Raw genomic sequence first — 15,168 nt, forward strand, 5'->3', positions numbered from 1 at the left:
GAAGATGAGAAATAAGAGTATGTTTAGCAAAGAATTGAGGTATTTCTTGCCTTTGGTATTAATTTTTTCATTGAAGTTTAGTTCGGTTAGTGGGCAAGGTGGAGTAACGATTCCAGATGAAAAAATTGGACTACCAGCAACCACCGAAAATTGGAATGGACTTTATTTGAAGCTTCGATTCAATGATAAATGGTGGTGGTATCAAGAGAATCACTACAGAAGAAGATCAAGTGTGGACAATAGGTTAGATTTTGTTGGGAGAATGAGTCAGCTTTATAACAGGTTTGGGATGACCTATATGTTTACGGAGTATTTTGAGGTAACATTTGGGCCTACATTAGTTTGGAACTTTGCACCTGAAAGGGGTAATCCAGAATATGTTGATTCCGTGTTAGAACCAAGGTTTTGGCATCAATGGTTATTGACACAATCGGTCGGGTCGGTGAAAGTCTTGCATCAATTCAGGTTTGAGCATAGATTCAAGAGGAATAATGATTTGGGGGCTGAATTTGATTATACTGACAGGTGGAGATATAAAATCACAGCATATGTACCTCTTAATAAGCCTAGGATGGAAGATAGGACATTCTTTATAGCACCTTCCAATGAGTTCTTCTTTGAGACAGGAAAGCAGGTTTGGAATATTTTTGAAGAAAACAGGGTGTATACTGCGATTGGTTATACTTACAATAACTATATGTTTTTTGGAGGACACATGTGGACATATGGACCCACAGCTACTCCAGGAACATATAGAAATAGGCATATCATCAGGTTAAATGTGATGTATACTTTTGACTTTAGAGGAAAGAGGAAGCCACTTACCAGAGATTTTGCATTTTAAAAGGACGATTAATGAAGCGCATAATAATATTAGTTTTACTCTGTATTGTGGTTAATACAGCCTCTGCACAATACAAAAATCAATATAGAGCTATTCATGCATATGAAATGGCTTATGATAAACCATTTTTTGGTTTGAATTTTACTGGTGAGTATTTTCCTACAAATTACTTCTCTGTAGTACCTTCTTTTACATTCTTTACACCAGCCACAGGTAATGCACGTAGCTTTGATATCAATGCTAGATACTATTTGACTGAAAAAGAAAAGCAATGGTATGTCACTGCAGGATATGGATTTTATAGAAGAGTTTTTGAGTTTAATCCAATGGGACGATTTGATTTTAACTCCCTTAACCTTGGGGCTGGTGGTATGCTAAGACTTACTGATGAATTGGGTGTAAACCCAGAAGTAAGGTTTCAAGCAATAGGCAGGAATAGTATGGTTTTTAAAATCGGTATCGTTTATTTTATAAATTAACACTTGAAGTAATAGGGTTATTATACAGCGTATCTTTTCGTAGAAATTAGGAGGATTTTTGATTTTTTAATGCATTGCTTTTAATGATCTAGGGACTGTATGACGCTCCATTGTTGTATTGTTTACAAAATTTTGAAAAGAGTTTGTTATATAGGCATTAAGGTGTATTTTTGAATTTAGTAAAACGTTTTAGCTTATTTATAATGTGCTATTTACTTTCATTAGGCAAAACAGGGGATTAACAAACATTGAAAACTATGCAAAATCTTTGGGGGATAGACCTGGGGGGGACTAAAATAGAAGGAGTAATCGTCAATACTACTTCAGGTTTGGAGGAGTTGCTAAGACTTCGAGTACCTACTGAGGCACATCTCGGCTATGATCATATCTTGTCGCAGGTTAAGAAATTGATCTCAATGATGATATCCCAGTCGGGTGAAACACCAAGGATGGTGGGAATTGCAAGTCCCGGGACTTATATTCCTACCAAGAAAGTAATGAAAAACTGTAATGCAACAGTAATCAATGGGCGTGACTTGAAGTCGGATTTAGAAGAGTTGCTCGGTTTTCCTATTGCACTGGCAAATGACGCCAATTGTTTTGCACTTGCAGAAGCACGTCTTGGAGTTGGGAAAATGCAATATCCAGATGCCAAGGTGATCTTTGGAGTAATCCTTGGGACAGGAGTAGGGGGTGGCTTAGTAGTCAATGGTCAAGTGATCAATGGCAAGCATGGTATAGGTGGAGAATGGGGGCATAACTATCTTTATCCAGGCGAAGGAAAGCTTTGCTACTGTGGAAAGCAAGGCTGTAATGAACAGATCATATCAGGGCCAGCTTTGGAGCGATACTATGAAAGCCTGACGGGTGACAAGTGTCCTTTGAAAGAAATCTATCAGAGATCAAAGGATGGTGATGCTGATGCTAAAAATACAATGACACGGCTAATCGAAGGTTTTCAGAAAGCATTTAGCATAGTAATCAATGTCGTAGATCCAGATTTGATAGTTCTTGGTGGGGGAGTAAGCCATATAGATTTGCTGTACGAAGATTTTTCTTTAATGAGAGACATGGTGTTCAATCATGAGTTTGAGACACCTCTAGTCAAAGCAGCCTTGGGTGATAGTGCTGGGGTATTTGGTGCGGCATTGCTTCTGGAAGGGATATAGGGCATAATTGATCATCAACGTACTTTAGGTGTGATTCGTAATTGCGAGTAGACACTGTTTTTTCAGGAAGTCTATACAGGTTATTTTTAAAGGTAGAGGATAAGGGAATTCCTGATCTTATTAACATTTATTTGAATTTTTGGCTTAATTTACTGTGTAACTCAAAACCAGAATGACCTTAAAGTTTAGATATATTTCGCTACTGTATATACTGTCCCTATTTACACATGTTTCTTGTGATGTAAAAGAGGAGAGAAAATTGGTGATTGGGTTTTCCCAATGTGTAAGCAATGACGCATGGAGAGAAGCTATGCATGAGGAGATGTATCGCGAGTTGTCGTTTTATCCCTCTTTAGACTTGGTGATCAAAGATGCTGGAGGAGATAGCAAAGTTCAGATAGAAAATATCAAAGCTTTTCAAGAAATGGGGGTGGATCTGTTGATTGTCTCACCCAATGAATCAGCGCCTATTACAGGAGTCGTAGAGGAAGTTTTTCAGTCTGGCATTCCAGTGATTGTAGTCGACCGTAACATCAATTCAAGTCAGTTTTCGGCATACATTGGAGGAGATAGTTTTGAAATAGGAAAGACTGTAGGACAATATATTCTCAATACTTATCCGAATGATCATAGAATTTTAGAAATATGGGGTTTGAAAGGAAGTTCACCTGCTAAAGAAAGACATCAAGGTCTAAGGTCTACAATTGATGGTAGTGATCATTATATCAAGTATCAGATAGATGGGGAATGGGAACGAGAGGTAGCAAAAGAGAGGTTTCGAGAATTTTTGAAGTCAAATCAAGATGCGCAATTTGATATAGTTTTTTGTCACAATGATGTTATGGCAATATCAGCATCGGAGGTTTGCAAAGAATTTGGTTTAGTAGATGTCAAAATATTGGGAATTGATGCGCTTCCAGGTCCTAGAGCCGGCTTGCAAGCGGTAAGTGATGGGGTGTTGGATGCTACTTTTTTTTATCCCACAGGGGGAGATAAAGCCATTGAGGTAGCTTGGAAAATTTTATCAAATGATAGTTTTGAGAAACTGAATTTTATGCAAACTGCACCAGTTGATTTTACTAATATTCGAGTCATAAAACAACAGACTGATAGGATTATCAATCAACAAGCCAATATTATAAGACAGTCTGAAATGATCGCTTCTCAGGTTAAGATATACAATAATCAAAGAGGATTGTTGATTGTATTTGGTATGACCTTATTGATTGCAGTGGTTTCGCTTGGTTTTGTATTCAAATCTTTGAAGGAAAAGCAGGTGACTAACAAAAAGCTCAAAAGAAAGAACGATGAGATATTGAATCAAAAAGAACAAATTGTACAGTTTGCAAAAGATGCTGAAGAGGCAACTCAATACAAATTGGAATTTTTCACCAATGTTTCACATGAGTTTAGGACACCACTTACCTTGATTCAAGGGCCTGTGGAGGATATGTTGGCAAATAGCAATGCTTCTCCTTTCAAAGAGAACCTTATTTTGATAAGAAAGAACACTTATAGACTATTAAGGTTGGTGAATCAATTGTTGGATTTCAGGAAAATTGATAGTGGAAAATTAGCTATTCGTGTTTCGGAAATCACTTTGGAATCCTTTATTCTTGAGATCATGTCAGTATTCATGAAGCATGCAAAAGATGAACAGATCAGGTTCAAATTGTTTTGTGAAGACTCATCACTGAAGCTATGGTGTGATCCTTTGATGTTAGATAAAGTGATTTTTAACTTGTTATCTAATTCATTTAAATTCACTCCTAAAAAAGGGAGTGTTAGTATCAGAGTTTTTAAAGACTCATTGAATTATGAGGCTGTGATTCAAATAGAAGATACTGGTGAAGGAATGAGTGAGGAGGAACTCAAGCATGTGTTTGATAGGTTTTATCAAGGTAGTTCAGGAGTTCGGAATATAGGATCTGGACTTGGCTTGGCTCTGGCAAGGGAACTTGTCGAAATCCAACAAGGTCAAATTCATGCACAGAGCAAATTAGGAGAAAGTACAGTATTCGAGATTCGGATGAAGTTGGGTAAAGATCACTTTCAAAAGGGTGATTTTTTAGAAACGGATTTTAAGGATCTTGTTTTGGATCATGAAAGCTACGTTGCCGATGAATCAACCAAGCCAGCAAAAATAAGAGATAACCTAGAAGCGGAGAAGTCGATTTTGGTCGTAGAAGATGATAAGGAGATTAGGGAGTATTTGCGTAGGGGGCTGTCACATTCCTATCAGATTCTTGAAGCTCAAAATATTGATGTGGCCTTTTCGTTGGCAGTGGATAATATTCCTGACTTGATAACCTGTGACTTGATGATCAAAAGTCAAAATGGCTTTGATCTTGTCGCAAAGCTAAAGGATGATTCACGTACCTCTTCTATACCCATCATAGTGATATCGGCCAAAAGCTCGCAAGAGGATCATCTGACAGGGGTAAAGCTTGGGGTAGATGATTTTATGTCCAAGCCTTTTAGCATAACTTTTTTAATAGAGCGGATTAATAATATTTTCAAGAATCGATCAAAGATTGAAGAAAGGTTTCTTCACAGCTTAGCCATTTCTGAAGACAAGTCAATAGAAAGTAGTACAAAGAAAGTCAACAAGAAGTTTATCAATGAGTTTCGTACAGCAGTCGAAGAGAATATGTCGAACCCTGAAATTGGTGTGAATGATATCTGTCGGCAATTGGGCTTGTCTAGAGGACAGCTTTACAGGAAAGTTAAAGCTGAGTTAGGCTATTCTGTCAATGATTATATTGTAAAGGTTCGTCTACAGAAGGCAAAGTTTTTATTGGGAGATGGGAATCTTAGTATTTCGGAAATTGGATTTCAGACAGGTTTTAAGACGGCAGCATATTTCTCAACAGTATTTAAAAATTCCTATGGAATGACTCCGAGTGAGTTTAGAGAGAAGCGTAAAAGTTGAAATAAAATTGAAATCTTGGTACAAAATTGAAAGTTTCAACAGTAAAGATATTTTTCTAAATCGATTGCAATTAGTCAAATGGCTGTTTTTTCTTAAAAAATCTTGTTTGAAACAAATTTGAAAGTATTAAATACTCAATTGAAATTGGTTGAGTCTGCAGTGGGCTAATTTGCTGATAACAAAATTCCCAAAATATGAAAACTGTAGTAGCAAATCTATGCATAGCTGAGAAAGTCAGATTTTTGTTTGGTTTTAATTTAAATGAAGGCTTAAAGGTCTCACCAAAGTACTTTTCAAAAATATTCAATCCTTCACCTTCTTACTTTACACCTTTTACTTCTTTTCAAAGTGATGATAATTCAGGAGAATTGTCTATGCTCTTTAGGGAGATCCTTTACCCAGATTTTAAAATTCCTGCGAATTGATTTATCAGGAAGCATTGGCTTTGAAGATCATGTTTTCAAGTGATACGCTTCTTTAGAGATTTCTCCTTTGAAAATAATACAAAACTCAACCTATTAAATACCTATGCCCACAGCACAAATGGCTGTGGGTTTTCATCAAATTCTCACAATAAACCCCAAGTTTATGAAAAAAAGATTATTACTCATTTTATGTGCTGTATTGGTAACTATACCTTCTATAGCACAACAAGCGAATGTGACAGGTACTGTACTGGATAAATCGATGGGAGAACCATTGCCAGGAGTGACTGTCTCTGTAAGTGGCACTACCAAGGGGGTAGTGACTGATATGGACGGAAAATATTCCATTGAAGCGCAATCTTCAGATGTTTTGATTTTCTCCTTTATAGGTTTTTCTTCTGTTAGAGAGACAGTAGGCAACCGAAGTATTATTGATGTATCAATGGAAGAAGATATTGATGAGCTGGATGCAGTGATGGTGATAGGCTATTCAAGTCAACGAAAAGCGGATGTGACAGGCTCAATCGTATCTGTAGATTTAGGTCCAGTACAGGGTCAAAGTATGAGTTCAGGAAACCCAATGCAGGCTTTGCAAGGAAGAGTGCCTGGCTTGTATGTAGAGAAATCTGGAAGTCCTTCAGGTGCGAGCTCTAGGGTTCTTATCAGGGGCGTTTCTACCTTAGGAAACAATGACCCTCTTTATGTGATAGATGGTGTGCCTACTAAGCGGCCAGGTGTTTTTGCCAGCTTGAACCCAGAAGCTATTGAGTCTATTCAGGTTTTGAAAGATGCTTCAGCAGCTTCGATTTATGGTTCTAGGGCAGCAAATGGTGTAATTGTAGTCACTACAAAAAGTAGGGCAAAGGGTGGAGAGAGTTTGAGTGTTTCGATCAATTCGAATTTTTCTATTCAATCAGAAAAGCAGCAACGATACAAAATGCTCAATGCTACCCAAAGAGGAGAGGTACTGTGGAGGGCAATGGTGAATGATGGATCAGACCCAAATTCAGGCTATGGTGAAATATATGACTTTGATTGGAATGGTGATTTTAGTAACCCTGTTTTGAATAGTGTTACTCCGAGACCATTTGTAGGGGGAGATCCAAATGTCCCTGTAGGAGATACTGATTGGCAAGCTGAAATGTATCAACCTGGATATGTTTTCAACAATGAAGTGACAGTATCTACCAACAATGAAAAGTCTTCCTTGATGATCAATTTGGGTCACCTTAAGAATACTGGAATATTAAAGCATACTGGATTTGAGCGTTATAGCGCTAGGATTAATGCAGATACTTATCTTTTTAATGATAAGCTGAGATTTGGGGTAAGTACTCAGTTTACAAATTCGAATGAAACTCCAGCCTCAAGAGATATCGGTAGTGCCCCAGTACCAGAGCTTGCCATTTTTATGGCTCCAACTATCCCAGTAAGAGATGCTAATGGGGATTTTGCAGGACCCTTAGGTGCAGGGTATTCTGATCGTAACAATCCATTGCTTATGCAATACATCAATCGATGGGATAATATTAGAAACAATAACTTCTTTGGAAATGTCTTTGCAGAATTGACCATAATCGATAATCTGACTTTCAAAACTAGTGCAGGAATAGATTACAATAGTTTTTTTCGAAGAGATATAGAACCAACTGTAAGAAACGGGTTTATTACTAGATCAAATAACAGACTGATTCACGATACTAATGAGTTTTCAAGTTTGGTTTTTTCCAATACCTTGAACTATAGCCTGACTTCGGGCAATCATAGGTTTAGCTTTTTGGCAGGGCTAGAGGCTATTAAGGATGATTTTTCGTCTACAGTGTCTATCGCAGACGGTTTCGCAGTAGAGACCAATGACTACTTTGTCTTAGATGCTGCTACAGGAGCAAGAACCAATACAGGTAGAATGACAGGAAGCAGGCTTTTATCTCAATTTGGTAAAGTGGATTATGCCTTGTCTGATAAGTATTTGGCTTCATTTACGATTCGTAGGGATGGATCCTCGAGATTTGGAAGAAACAATAGATACGGGATCTTTCCAGCGGGTACTTTAGGATGGAGATTGATTGAGGAAGATTTTATCAAACAAGTTAAATCCATTTCTGATTTGAAAATTAGAGCTGGATATGGGATAGTTGGGAATCAAGAGATTGGTGACTTGGCAAGGTTTGGTCTATATGAAGCTAGGTATGGAGCAAATCAGTCACAGTTTATAGATGGTTTTTTTGAGTTTTACTACAACGTTGGTACAGCTTATGATATCGCTGGAAATGGTACGGGTACATTACCTTCCGGCTTTGTGTCGATCCAAGGTGAAAATCCGGATTTGAAGTGGGAGACTACAAAGGAACTGAACTTTGGGTTAGACTTCAGTTTATTTGACTATGCTATAGTGGGTTCATTTGATTATTACAGGAGAAATACCAGTGATATACTTACAACTCCTCCTATCGCCTCTGTAATAGGTGAAGGGCAACAGCGAGTTCTCAATGGTGCTTCTACAGCATCTCAAGGCTGGGAATTGATTTTGAGCTATAACAAACAGCTGAACAATGGATTGAACCTTACTGTAAATACAAACTTTGGAGCATTCAGAGATAAAATCACTTTCTTACCAGAGGAGGTTCGTGCCGCATTCCCTGGGACAGCTCAGAATTCAATTATAGGTCAGTCGCAGTTCTCTATTTTCGGATACAAAACGGATGGGCTTTTTCAAAGTGAAGAGGATGTAGCCAATAGCCCAACGCAAGTGGGAGCAAGACCAGGGGGAATCAAGTTTGTTGACTTGAACGGCGATGGAGTAATTGATGCAGATGACAGGGACTTTATTGGTAATACACTTCCAGCACTAGAGTTTGGTTTGGGCATTACACTTACCTACAAGAACTTTGACTTTGCAGTCTTTGGGTCGGGTGTGACAGGTAGAATTGGTCTTGATCCTTATATTTTCTGGAATAATTTCGTTCAAGGCCGTGAGAATGCGGGTTTAGGAGTACTAAATGCTTGGACTCCTCAAAACCCAACCTCTGATATTCCTGCGCTTTCGTTGGCATTTAATGAAACATTGACCTCTGATTACTTATATAGAAATAACTCATATTTCAAGTTGAGAAATCTTCAATTGGGATATTCATTGCCTGAATCTTTGGTAGATAGAGTAACAGGACTTGGGAGTGTGAGAATGTATCTCCAAGGTGAAAATCTTTTCTGGGTTACCCCTAGAAACTATATAGGGTCTGATCCAGAGAGAACAGAACTCAATCGAATTCCAGTGCCAGCAGTGTACTCCATGGGGCTTAATATCAATTTCTAAATCAGATAATAATGAAAAATTTATATAAAACATTAGTTTGTGGCTTGTTAGTAGCAAGTATCATGGGATGCTCTGATTTTTTGGATTATAATCCAAAAGGAGTGTTGTCAAGTGAAAATGTCAGTACACCTGCAAATGCAGAATCTTTGGTGATCGCCGCATATGCGGGGATTGGAAATGATGAAATGATAGGACCCCTTACAAGTATGTGGGTGTACGGAAGTGTGAGGTCTGATGATGCCTACAAAGGTGGAGGAGGTAGAAGTGATGTGGACGTAGTAGACCGATATGAGCAGTATAACCTCACCCTCCCTGATATGGGAGATCAAATGGCGCCAAGGACTTGGACGAACTATTACAAAGCAATATCAAGGGCAAACTTTGCATTGCGGACGATCAATAATATACCCGATGAAGATTATGATCAAAAGTTGATCAGACAAGCTGAATTAAGATTTCTTAGGGCTCACTCCCATTTTATGCTAAAGCTTATCTTCAAGAAGATACCTTTTATCACAGAGGAATTGACTCAAGAAGAAGCCGCGAGTGTATCCAATGATATACCAAATGATGAACTATGGGATAAAATAGCAGCTGATTTCTTATTCGCTTACGAGAACCTTCCTACTTCTCAAGATGAAGTTGGAAGAGCGAATAGAAATGCTGCAGCAGCATATCTTGCCAAGCTTAGGCTTTATCAAGCTTATGAACAAGATGAAAGACATCAAGTTACCAATATCAACAGGTCAAGACTTGAAGAGGTTATAGCGTATGCTGATGAGGTAGAAGGGGCATTGGAACCTGATTTTGCAAATAACTTTCTAGATGGATTTGACAATGGTGTGGAGTCAATTTGGGCGGTTCAATTTTCTATCAATGATGGGACTGTGGTAAGTAGGGTCAGTTTTGTAAATGGGCTGAATTCCCCACATGGCACGGAGCTTTATGGTTGTTGTGGTTTTCATTTAGCCAGCCAAAACTTGGTAAATGCATTCATCACAAATCCTCAAGGATTGCCTTTACTTGAAGATTTTAATAATCAAAGTATTTTCAATGTAATCACTTCTGGTGGAATAGCACCATTAGCTGAAGGTAGAACCATAGACCCTAGGTTGGACCATACTGTTGGGATACCAGGGAGGCCTTACAAGTACCGCAATTCTTTAAGCACTAGCGGGGATATGATTTATAATTTTTCATGGGCAAGAGATCCAGGAGTATATGGTTATTTTGGAAATATGAAAGAGCAACAAGCGCCAGATTGTAGCTGTTATGTCAAAGAAGGACCTTTTATTGGTACATCAAAGAATATAGATTTTATCAGGTACGCAGATGTTCTTCTATTCAAGGCAGAGGCATTGATTCAATTAGACAGGTGGAATGAGGCTTTGCCTATTATCAACCAAATCAGGGAGCGTGCAGCACAAAGTACCCAGCGACCGCTTGCAGCTGGAGCTAGCAATGTGTACAATATAGCTTCTTACGCATCTTTTCCAGACAAAGACTTTGCTTTACAAGCTTTGAAATTTGAGAGAAGACTTGAATTTGGAATGGAGGGGCATAGGTTCTTTGATTTGGTAAGATGGGGAGAGGCTGCCCAGGTGCTCAATTCATATTTGAATACAGAAAGACAACGCAGAGATTTCTTATCAAATGCGAGATTTACCGCTGGAAGAGATGAGTACTACCCTATACCGCAGCGAGAAATTGACTTTACCCGTGGAGTATATAAGCAAAATCCTGGTTATTAATTTAGCATGTAGCCTTTGAGTTTTAATTAAATGCTTCATACTGAACAGTATCAAAATTGAAATTATTAATTTGAAAGCATGTATACATAAGTGTTTGATCATGGAGATCTCTTGATTTTCGAGTCAATAAACCAGTTTAAATGGTAAATCTCTTTGAAAATGAATTGCTTATGTATACTTTTTAACTTTATAAAACAGATATTCATGAAAAATACAATATCCCCAATTACTTTATTGTTGATTTGGTTGATGCTATCATGCCAGCAGCAAGAAAACCAAGAAGTGGCTAATGGATACTATCAAGAGCCATACAGGCCTCAATTTCACTTTAGTCCAGAGGCAAACTGGATGAATGATCCCAACGGGATGGTTTATTATGAAGGAGAGTATCACCTTTTCTATCAGTATCATCCAGAAGGCAACACATGGGGGCCAATGCACTGGGGGCATGCAATTTCTGAAGATTTGGTACATTGGGAGCATCTTCCCATAGCGCTGTATCCAGATCAGCACGGTACCATTTTCTCTGGTTCGGCAGTAGCAGATTTGAATAATACCTCAGGATTGGGAACTGAAGACAACCCACCATTGATAGCTATATTTACCTATCATGATGCAGAGGCTGCAAAAGATGGCGCTATCGACTTTCAAACCCAAGGCATAGCCTACAGTTTAGACAAAGGAAGAACATGGGAAAAGTATGATAAAAACCCTGTTTTAAAGAATCCTGGAATCAAAGATTTCAGAGATCCGAAAGTAATGTGGTATGAAGATGCTGATGGTAATGGGAAATGGATCATGAGCTTAGCCGTGAAGGATAAAATTTCATTTTACAGCTCTGGGAATCTGATAGATTGGGAGTATGAGTCTGATTTTCAGCCTTTATGGGCGGCTTATGGAGGGGTTTGGGAATGTCCTGATTTGTTTAAAGTGAAAAGTAATGAAGGAGAAGATAAATGGGTATTATTTGTAAGTATAAATCCAGGAGGACCTAATGGTGGCTCGGCTACCCAGTACTTTGTGGGGGATTTTGATGGTAAAGACTTTACTACCACAGAGGAGGAAGTAAAATGGCTAGACTATGGAGCGGACAATTACGCAGGAGTCACATGGTCAAATGTGCCAAAGGAAGATGGACGTGTGTTGTTTATAGGTTGGATGAGCAATTGGGATTATGCCAATGTGGTGCCTACAGAAGTATGGAGATCAGCCAAGACTATTCCTAGGTCACTTGAATTGTTCGAAATAGGAAATAAGTCGTACCTAGCCTCTAAGCCTATAGAAGAACTGCAAAAGCTTCAGGCGAGCACACAAAAACTCAAAGGAGATGAAATTGTACTTGAAGATGAACTTCTTGAGATCGTGTTGACTATAGATGAACCCAATTTTGAGTTTCAACTTTCTAATGATGCTGGAGAATCAATTGTATTGAAAAGGGAGGGCGACAAAATTCACTTTGACAGGAGCAACTCTGGAAAAACAGCTTTTGAAGCTGCCTTCAAGAAGTTGCACTCAGCGCCAGATTTGGGTATAGCTTTAAAAGATTTGAGGGTATTCGTGGATAAAGCTTCCATTGAATTTTTCTTCAATGATGGAGAATTGGTCTTGACAGAAATCATATTTCCAACGCAGCCTTATAGTCTACTAAAAACAGAAGGTTTTTCTGACACAAAGCAGATCCATGTACTTAAGTCTATTTGGTAAATTGACTAGATTGAAGTGTTAAATTAAATCGGAGATAGGATGATTTTCACAAATATTAAATTGTGAATTGAAATATTGCATTATCTTCGCACTTAAAGTAAAATATGCTATTCAGGACAGTTAAATCAATTTAGCATATTTAATTTGATATTTTAATTTTAGAAAAAAACCTGAAATCTGAAATATACATTAGCGGAAGGCATAAGTTGCAAAATGAGGCTTAGCAAATGCCAATGTGTATTTCAGGTTGAAATAACCTATCAATTACCCTATGCAAAATAAAAATTACGTTCTCTTCTTATCCATTACAGCTGCGCTTGGTGGTTTTCTTTTTGGTTTTGATACAGCTGTAATCTCTGGTGCGGAAAGAGATATTCAAACATTGTGGCAGTTATCTGACCTTAAGCATGGTTTGGCTGTAGCGATTGCCTTGTATGGGACTGTACTCGGAGCGCTTTTTGGAGGAATACCTGCTGATAAATGGGGTAGAAAAACCTCATTGTTATGGATTGGTCTTTTTTACTTGGTGTCCGCTTTAGGTTCAGCCTTGGCTACGGATGTGAACAGCTTTATGTTTTTCAGGTTTTTGGGTGGTCTGGGAGTAGGTGCATCATCCGTGGTGGCGCCGATGTATATCTCCGAAATAGCCCCTGCAGCCAGAAGGGGCCAGTTGGTGGCTCTTTATCAATTCAATATCGTATTTGGGATATTGATGGCCTATTTTTCCAATTACCTGATTGGCACGGCAAATCTAAATGAGGCGTGGAGATGGATGATGGGAGTAGAGGCTATCCCAGCTTTGATTTATACTGTTTTGATCTTCAAAGTACCAAAGAGTCCAAGGTGGCTAATTGCAAAAATGCGTGATTTTGATGAAGCTAGGGTGATTTTGACCAAGACTGACCCCGAAGGAGTGGATGAAGCTATAGCTTTGGCAATAGAAGAAAGTAAAACCATCAAGGGTAAAGCAACCGTAGGGATGCTTTTCAATAGTAAGTTTAGGAAAATCAGTATCATGGCAGTTCTAATGGCTTTCTTCAATCAGGTGTCTGGAATCAATGCGATTATTTATTTTGCTCCCAGGGTTTTTGAATCGGCAGGGATTGCAAGTGAGACAGCATTGATGTCCACGATTGGTATTGGGGTGATCAATTTGGTGACGACCATGCTTGGCTTATACTTGATTGACAAGTTTGGGAGGAAGTTGCTCATGTACATCGGTTCGATTGGGTATATTGTTTCGCTTTCTTTGATGTCCTATAGCTATTTTGGAGGGGCAATTGATAGTAGTTTGCTACCGTATTTCGTTTTCGCATTCATTGCTTCACATGCGATAGGTCAAGGATCAGTAATTTGGGTGTTTATTTCAGAAATATTCCCAAATGAGCTAAGAGCGTTTGGACAATCCATGGGGTCATTCACACACTGGATTTTGGCAGCTTTGATAGCAAATATTTTCCCTTTAATTGCCAATAAGTATGGTGCTGGAAATATTTTTGCTTTTTTTGCAGTGATGATGGTGTTACAGTTACTTTGGGTAGCTTGGAAGATGCCAGAAACCAAAGGTCGATCATTGGAAGAACTACAAAGAGAATTACAAGGTAAAAATGGCTAAGAATATAATTTGTTTTGGAGAGATGCTTTGGGATTGTTTCCCAGATGAGGATGTAGCTGGTGGTGCTCCTATGAACGTTGCCTTGAATCTACAGCAGTTGAGGCTTGACGTCGCGATGATTTCTAGATTAGGATCAGATGAATATGGGGATAAGATGAGGGCTTTTTTGCAATCATATAGTTTTCCCATGGACTTAGTACAGACTGATGAATTTAATCCCACTGGCTTAGTCAAAGTAGATAATTCAGATAAGGAACATATCAAATATGAGATTGTAGAACCTTCTGCGTGGGATTTTATTTCACTTTCAGAAAAAAATCAGCAAGCTGTAGCCAAAGCGGATGCATTGATATTTGGGAGTTTGGCGGTGAGAAATGATGTTTCTTGGCAGACCCTGTATCATTTGGTTCACCAGCCCTTACTTACTGTTTTTGATATCAATTTGAGAGCGCCATTTATTGATTTTTATAAAATTGATAGCCTTTTAGGATATACCGATGTGCTGAAGATCAATGAAGATGAGCTGGATATTTTGTTGGATTTTTTTGAATTGAAAGCAAGTCTCGAAAATCGAGAAAAGGTGCTTTGTGAATACTTAGAAGAGGCGTATCCCATATCGTGCATTTGTATCACTCAAGGCAGCAAAGGTGCAATGATGTATCAAGAGGGTAAGTTTTACAAACACGATGGTTACAAAGTGGCAGTAAAAGATACCGTAGGAGCGGGAGATGCTTTTTTGGCTGGGTTTGTGAAAAATTACCTGCAAGGAAATAGGCCATTAGAAATTCTTGATTTTGCAACCAAAATCGGTGCTTATGTAGCGAGTCAAAAAGGGGGTACGCATAAATATACCATGGAAGACATCCAGGGTATAGGATCAATACGTTAAATCAATGTTAGCATCTTTTTTATCATTTTTCATAAGTTCAATGCACA

Annotated in this window: 10 protein-coding genes; all 10 read left to right on the forward strand. The window is 38.5% G+C overall.

Annotation, left to right across the window (positions count from 1 at the left end; all coding sequences use genetic code 11):
* Positions 1–4 precede the first annotated feature (4 nt).
* The 10 genes from MM239_RS02445 (at position 5) to MM239_RS02490 (ending at position 15,121) form a co-directional block, all read left to right on the forward strand.
* Complete coding sequence (locus tag MM239_RS02445; RefSeq protein ID WP_241346304.1) at positions 5–844, forward strand: DUF2490 domain-containing protein; 840 nt, start codon at positions 5–7, stop codon at positions 842–844.
* 11 nt (positions 845–855) lie between these two features.
* The gene (locus MM239_RS02450; RefSeq protein ID WP_241346305.1) at positions 856–1,323 is read left to right on the forward strand and encodes a hypothetical protein; all 468 of its coding nucleotides are present in this window, start codon (positions 856–858) and stop codon (positions 1,321–1,323) included.
* Between the two features lie 257 nt (positions 1,324–1,580).
* Entirely contained in the window at positions 1,581–2,492 is a 912-nt protein-coding gene (locus tag MM239_RS02455; RefSeq protein ID WP_241346307.1) for an ROK family protein, read from the forward strand.
* A 172-nt stretch (positions 2,493–2,664) separates the two neighbouring features.
* Positions 2,665–5,424: a hybrid sensor histidine kinase/response regulator transcription factor gene (locus MM239_RS02460; RefSeq protein WP_241346309.1), complete on the forward strand. Its 2,760-nt coding sequence runs from the start codon at positions 2,665–2,667 to the stop codon at positions 5,422–5,424.
* 194 nt (positions 5,425–5,618) lie between these two features.
* A complete protein-coding gene (locus MM239_RS02465; RefSeq protein WP_241346312.1) occupies positions 5,619–5,849 on the forward strand; it encodes a hypothetical protein in 231 nt (76 codons plus the stop codon).
* A gap of 163 nt (positions 5,850–6,012) precedes the next feature.
* The gene (locus MM239_RS02470; RefSeq protein ID WP_241346314.1) at positions 6,013–9,162 is read left to right on the forward strand and encodes a SusC/RagA family TonB-linked outer membrane protein; all 3,150 of its coding nucleotides are present in this window, start codon (positions 6,013–6,015) and stop codon (positions 9,160–9,162) included.
* Between the two features lie 11 nt (positions 9,163–9,173).
* Positions 9,174–10,913, forward strand: coding sequence for a RagB/SusD family nutrient uptake outer membrane protein (locus MM239_RS02475; protein ID WP_241346316.1), 1,740 nt, complete (start codon positions 9,174–9,176; stop codon positions 10,911–10,913).
* Between the two features lie 204 nt (positions 10,914–11,117).
* Complete coding sequence (locus MM239_RS02480) at positions 11,118–12,617, forward strand: glycoside hydrolase family 32 protein (protein WP_241346317.1); 1,500 nt, start codon at positions 11,118–11,120, stop codon at positions 12,615–12,617.
* Between the two features lie 271 nt (positions 12,618–12,888).
* On the forward strand, positions 12,889–14,232 hold the full coding sequence (locus MM239_RS02485) for a sugar porter family MFS transporter (RefSeq protein ID WP_241346318.1): 1,344 nt from the start codon (positions 12,889–12,891) through the stop codon (positions 14,230–14,232).
* Positions 14,225–15,121, forward strand: coding sequence for a carbohydrate kinase family protein (locus MM239_RS02490; protein ID WP_241346319.1), 897 nt, complete (start codon positions 14,225–14,227; stop codon positions 15,119–15,121). Before MM239_RS02485 ends, MM239_RS02490 begins: the two co-directional genes overlap by 8 nt.
* Positions 15,122–15,168: the final 47 nt, after the last annotated feature.

Source organism: Belliella filtrata, assembly GCF_022549775.1.
GTDB classification, from domain to species: Bacteria; Bacteroidota; Bacteroidia; order Cytophagales; family Cyclobacteriaceae; genus Belliella; species Belliella filtrata.

Bases quoted from the DNA above. Each gene is read 5' to 3' on its own strand.
- MM239_RS02470 (WP_241346314.1), top strand. From the start codon at position 6,013: ATGAAAAAAAGATTATTACTCATTTTATGTGCTGTATTGGTAACTATA.
- MM239_RS02465 (WP_241346312.1), top strand. From the start codon at position 5,619: ATGAAAACTGTAGTAGCAAATCTATGCATAGCTGAGAAAGTCAGATTT.
- MM239_RS02450 (WP_241346305.1), top strand. From the start codon at position 856: ATGAAGCGCATAATAATATTAGTTTTACTCTGTATTGTGGTTAATACA.
- MM239_RS02490 (WP_241346319.1), top strand. From the start codon at position 14,225: ATGGCTAAGAATATAATTTGTTTTGGAGAGATGCTTTGGGATTGTTTC.
- MM239_RS02475 (WP_241346316.1), top strand. From the start codon at position 9,174: ATGAAAAATTTATATAAAACATTAGTTTGTGGCTTGTTAGTAGCAAGT.
- MM239_RS02445 (WP_241346304.1), top strand. From the start codon at position 5: ATGAGAAATAAGAGTATGTTTAGCAAAGAATTGAGGTATTTCTTGCCT.
- MM239_RS02485 (WP_241346318.1), top strand. From the start codon at position 12,889: ATGCAAAATAAAAATTACGTTCTCTTCTTATCCATTACAGCTGCGCTT.
- MM239_RS02455 (WP_241346307.1), top strand. From the start codon at position 1,581: ATGCAAAATCTTTGGGGGATAGACCTGGGGGGGACTAAAATAGAAGGA.
- MM239_RS02480 (WP_241346317.1), top strand. From the start codon at position 11,118: ATGAAAAATACAATATCCCCAATTACTTTATTGTTGATTTGGTTGATG.
- MM239_RS02460 (WP_241346309.1), top strand. From the start codon at position 2,665: ATGACCTTAAAGTTTAGATATATTTCGCTACTGTATATACTGTCCCTA.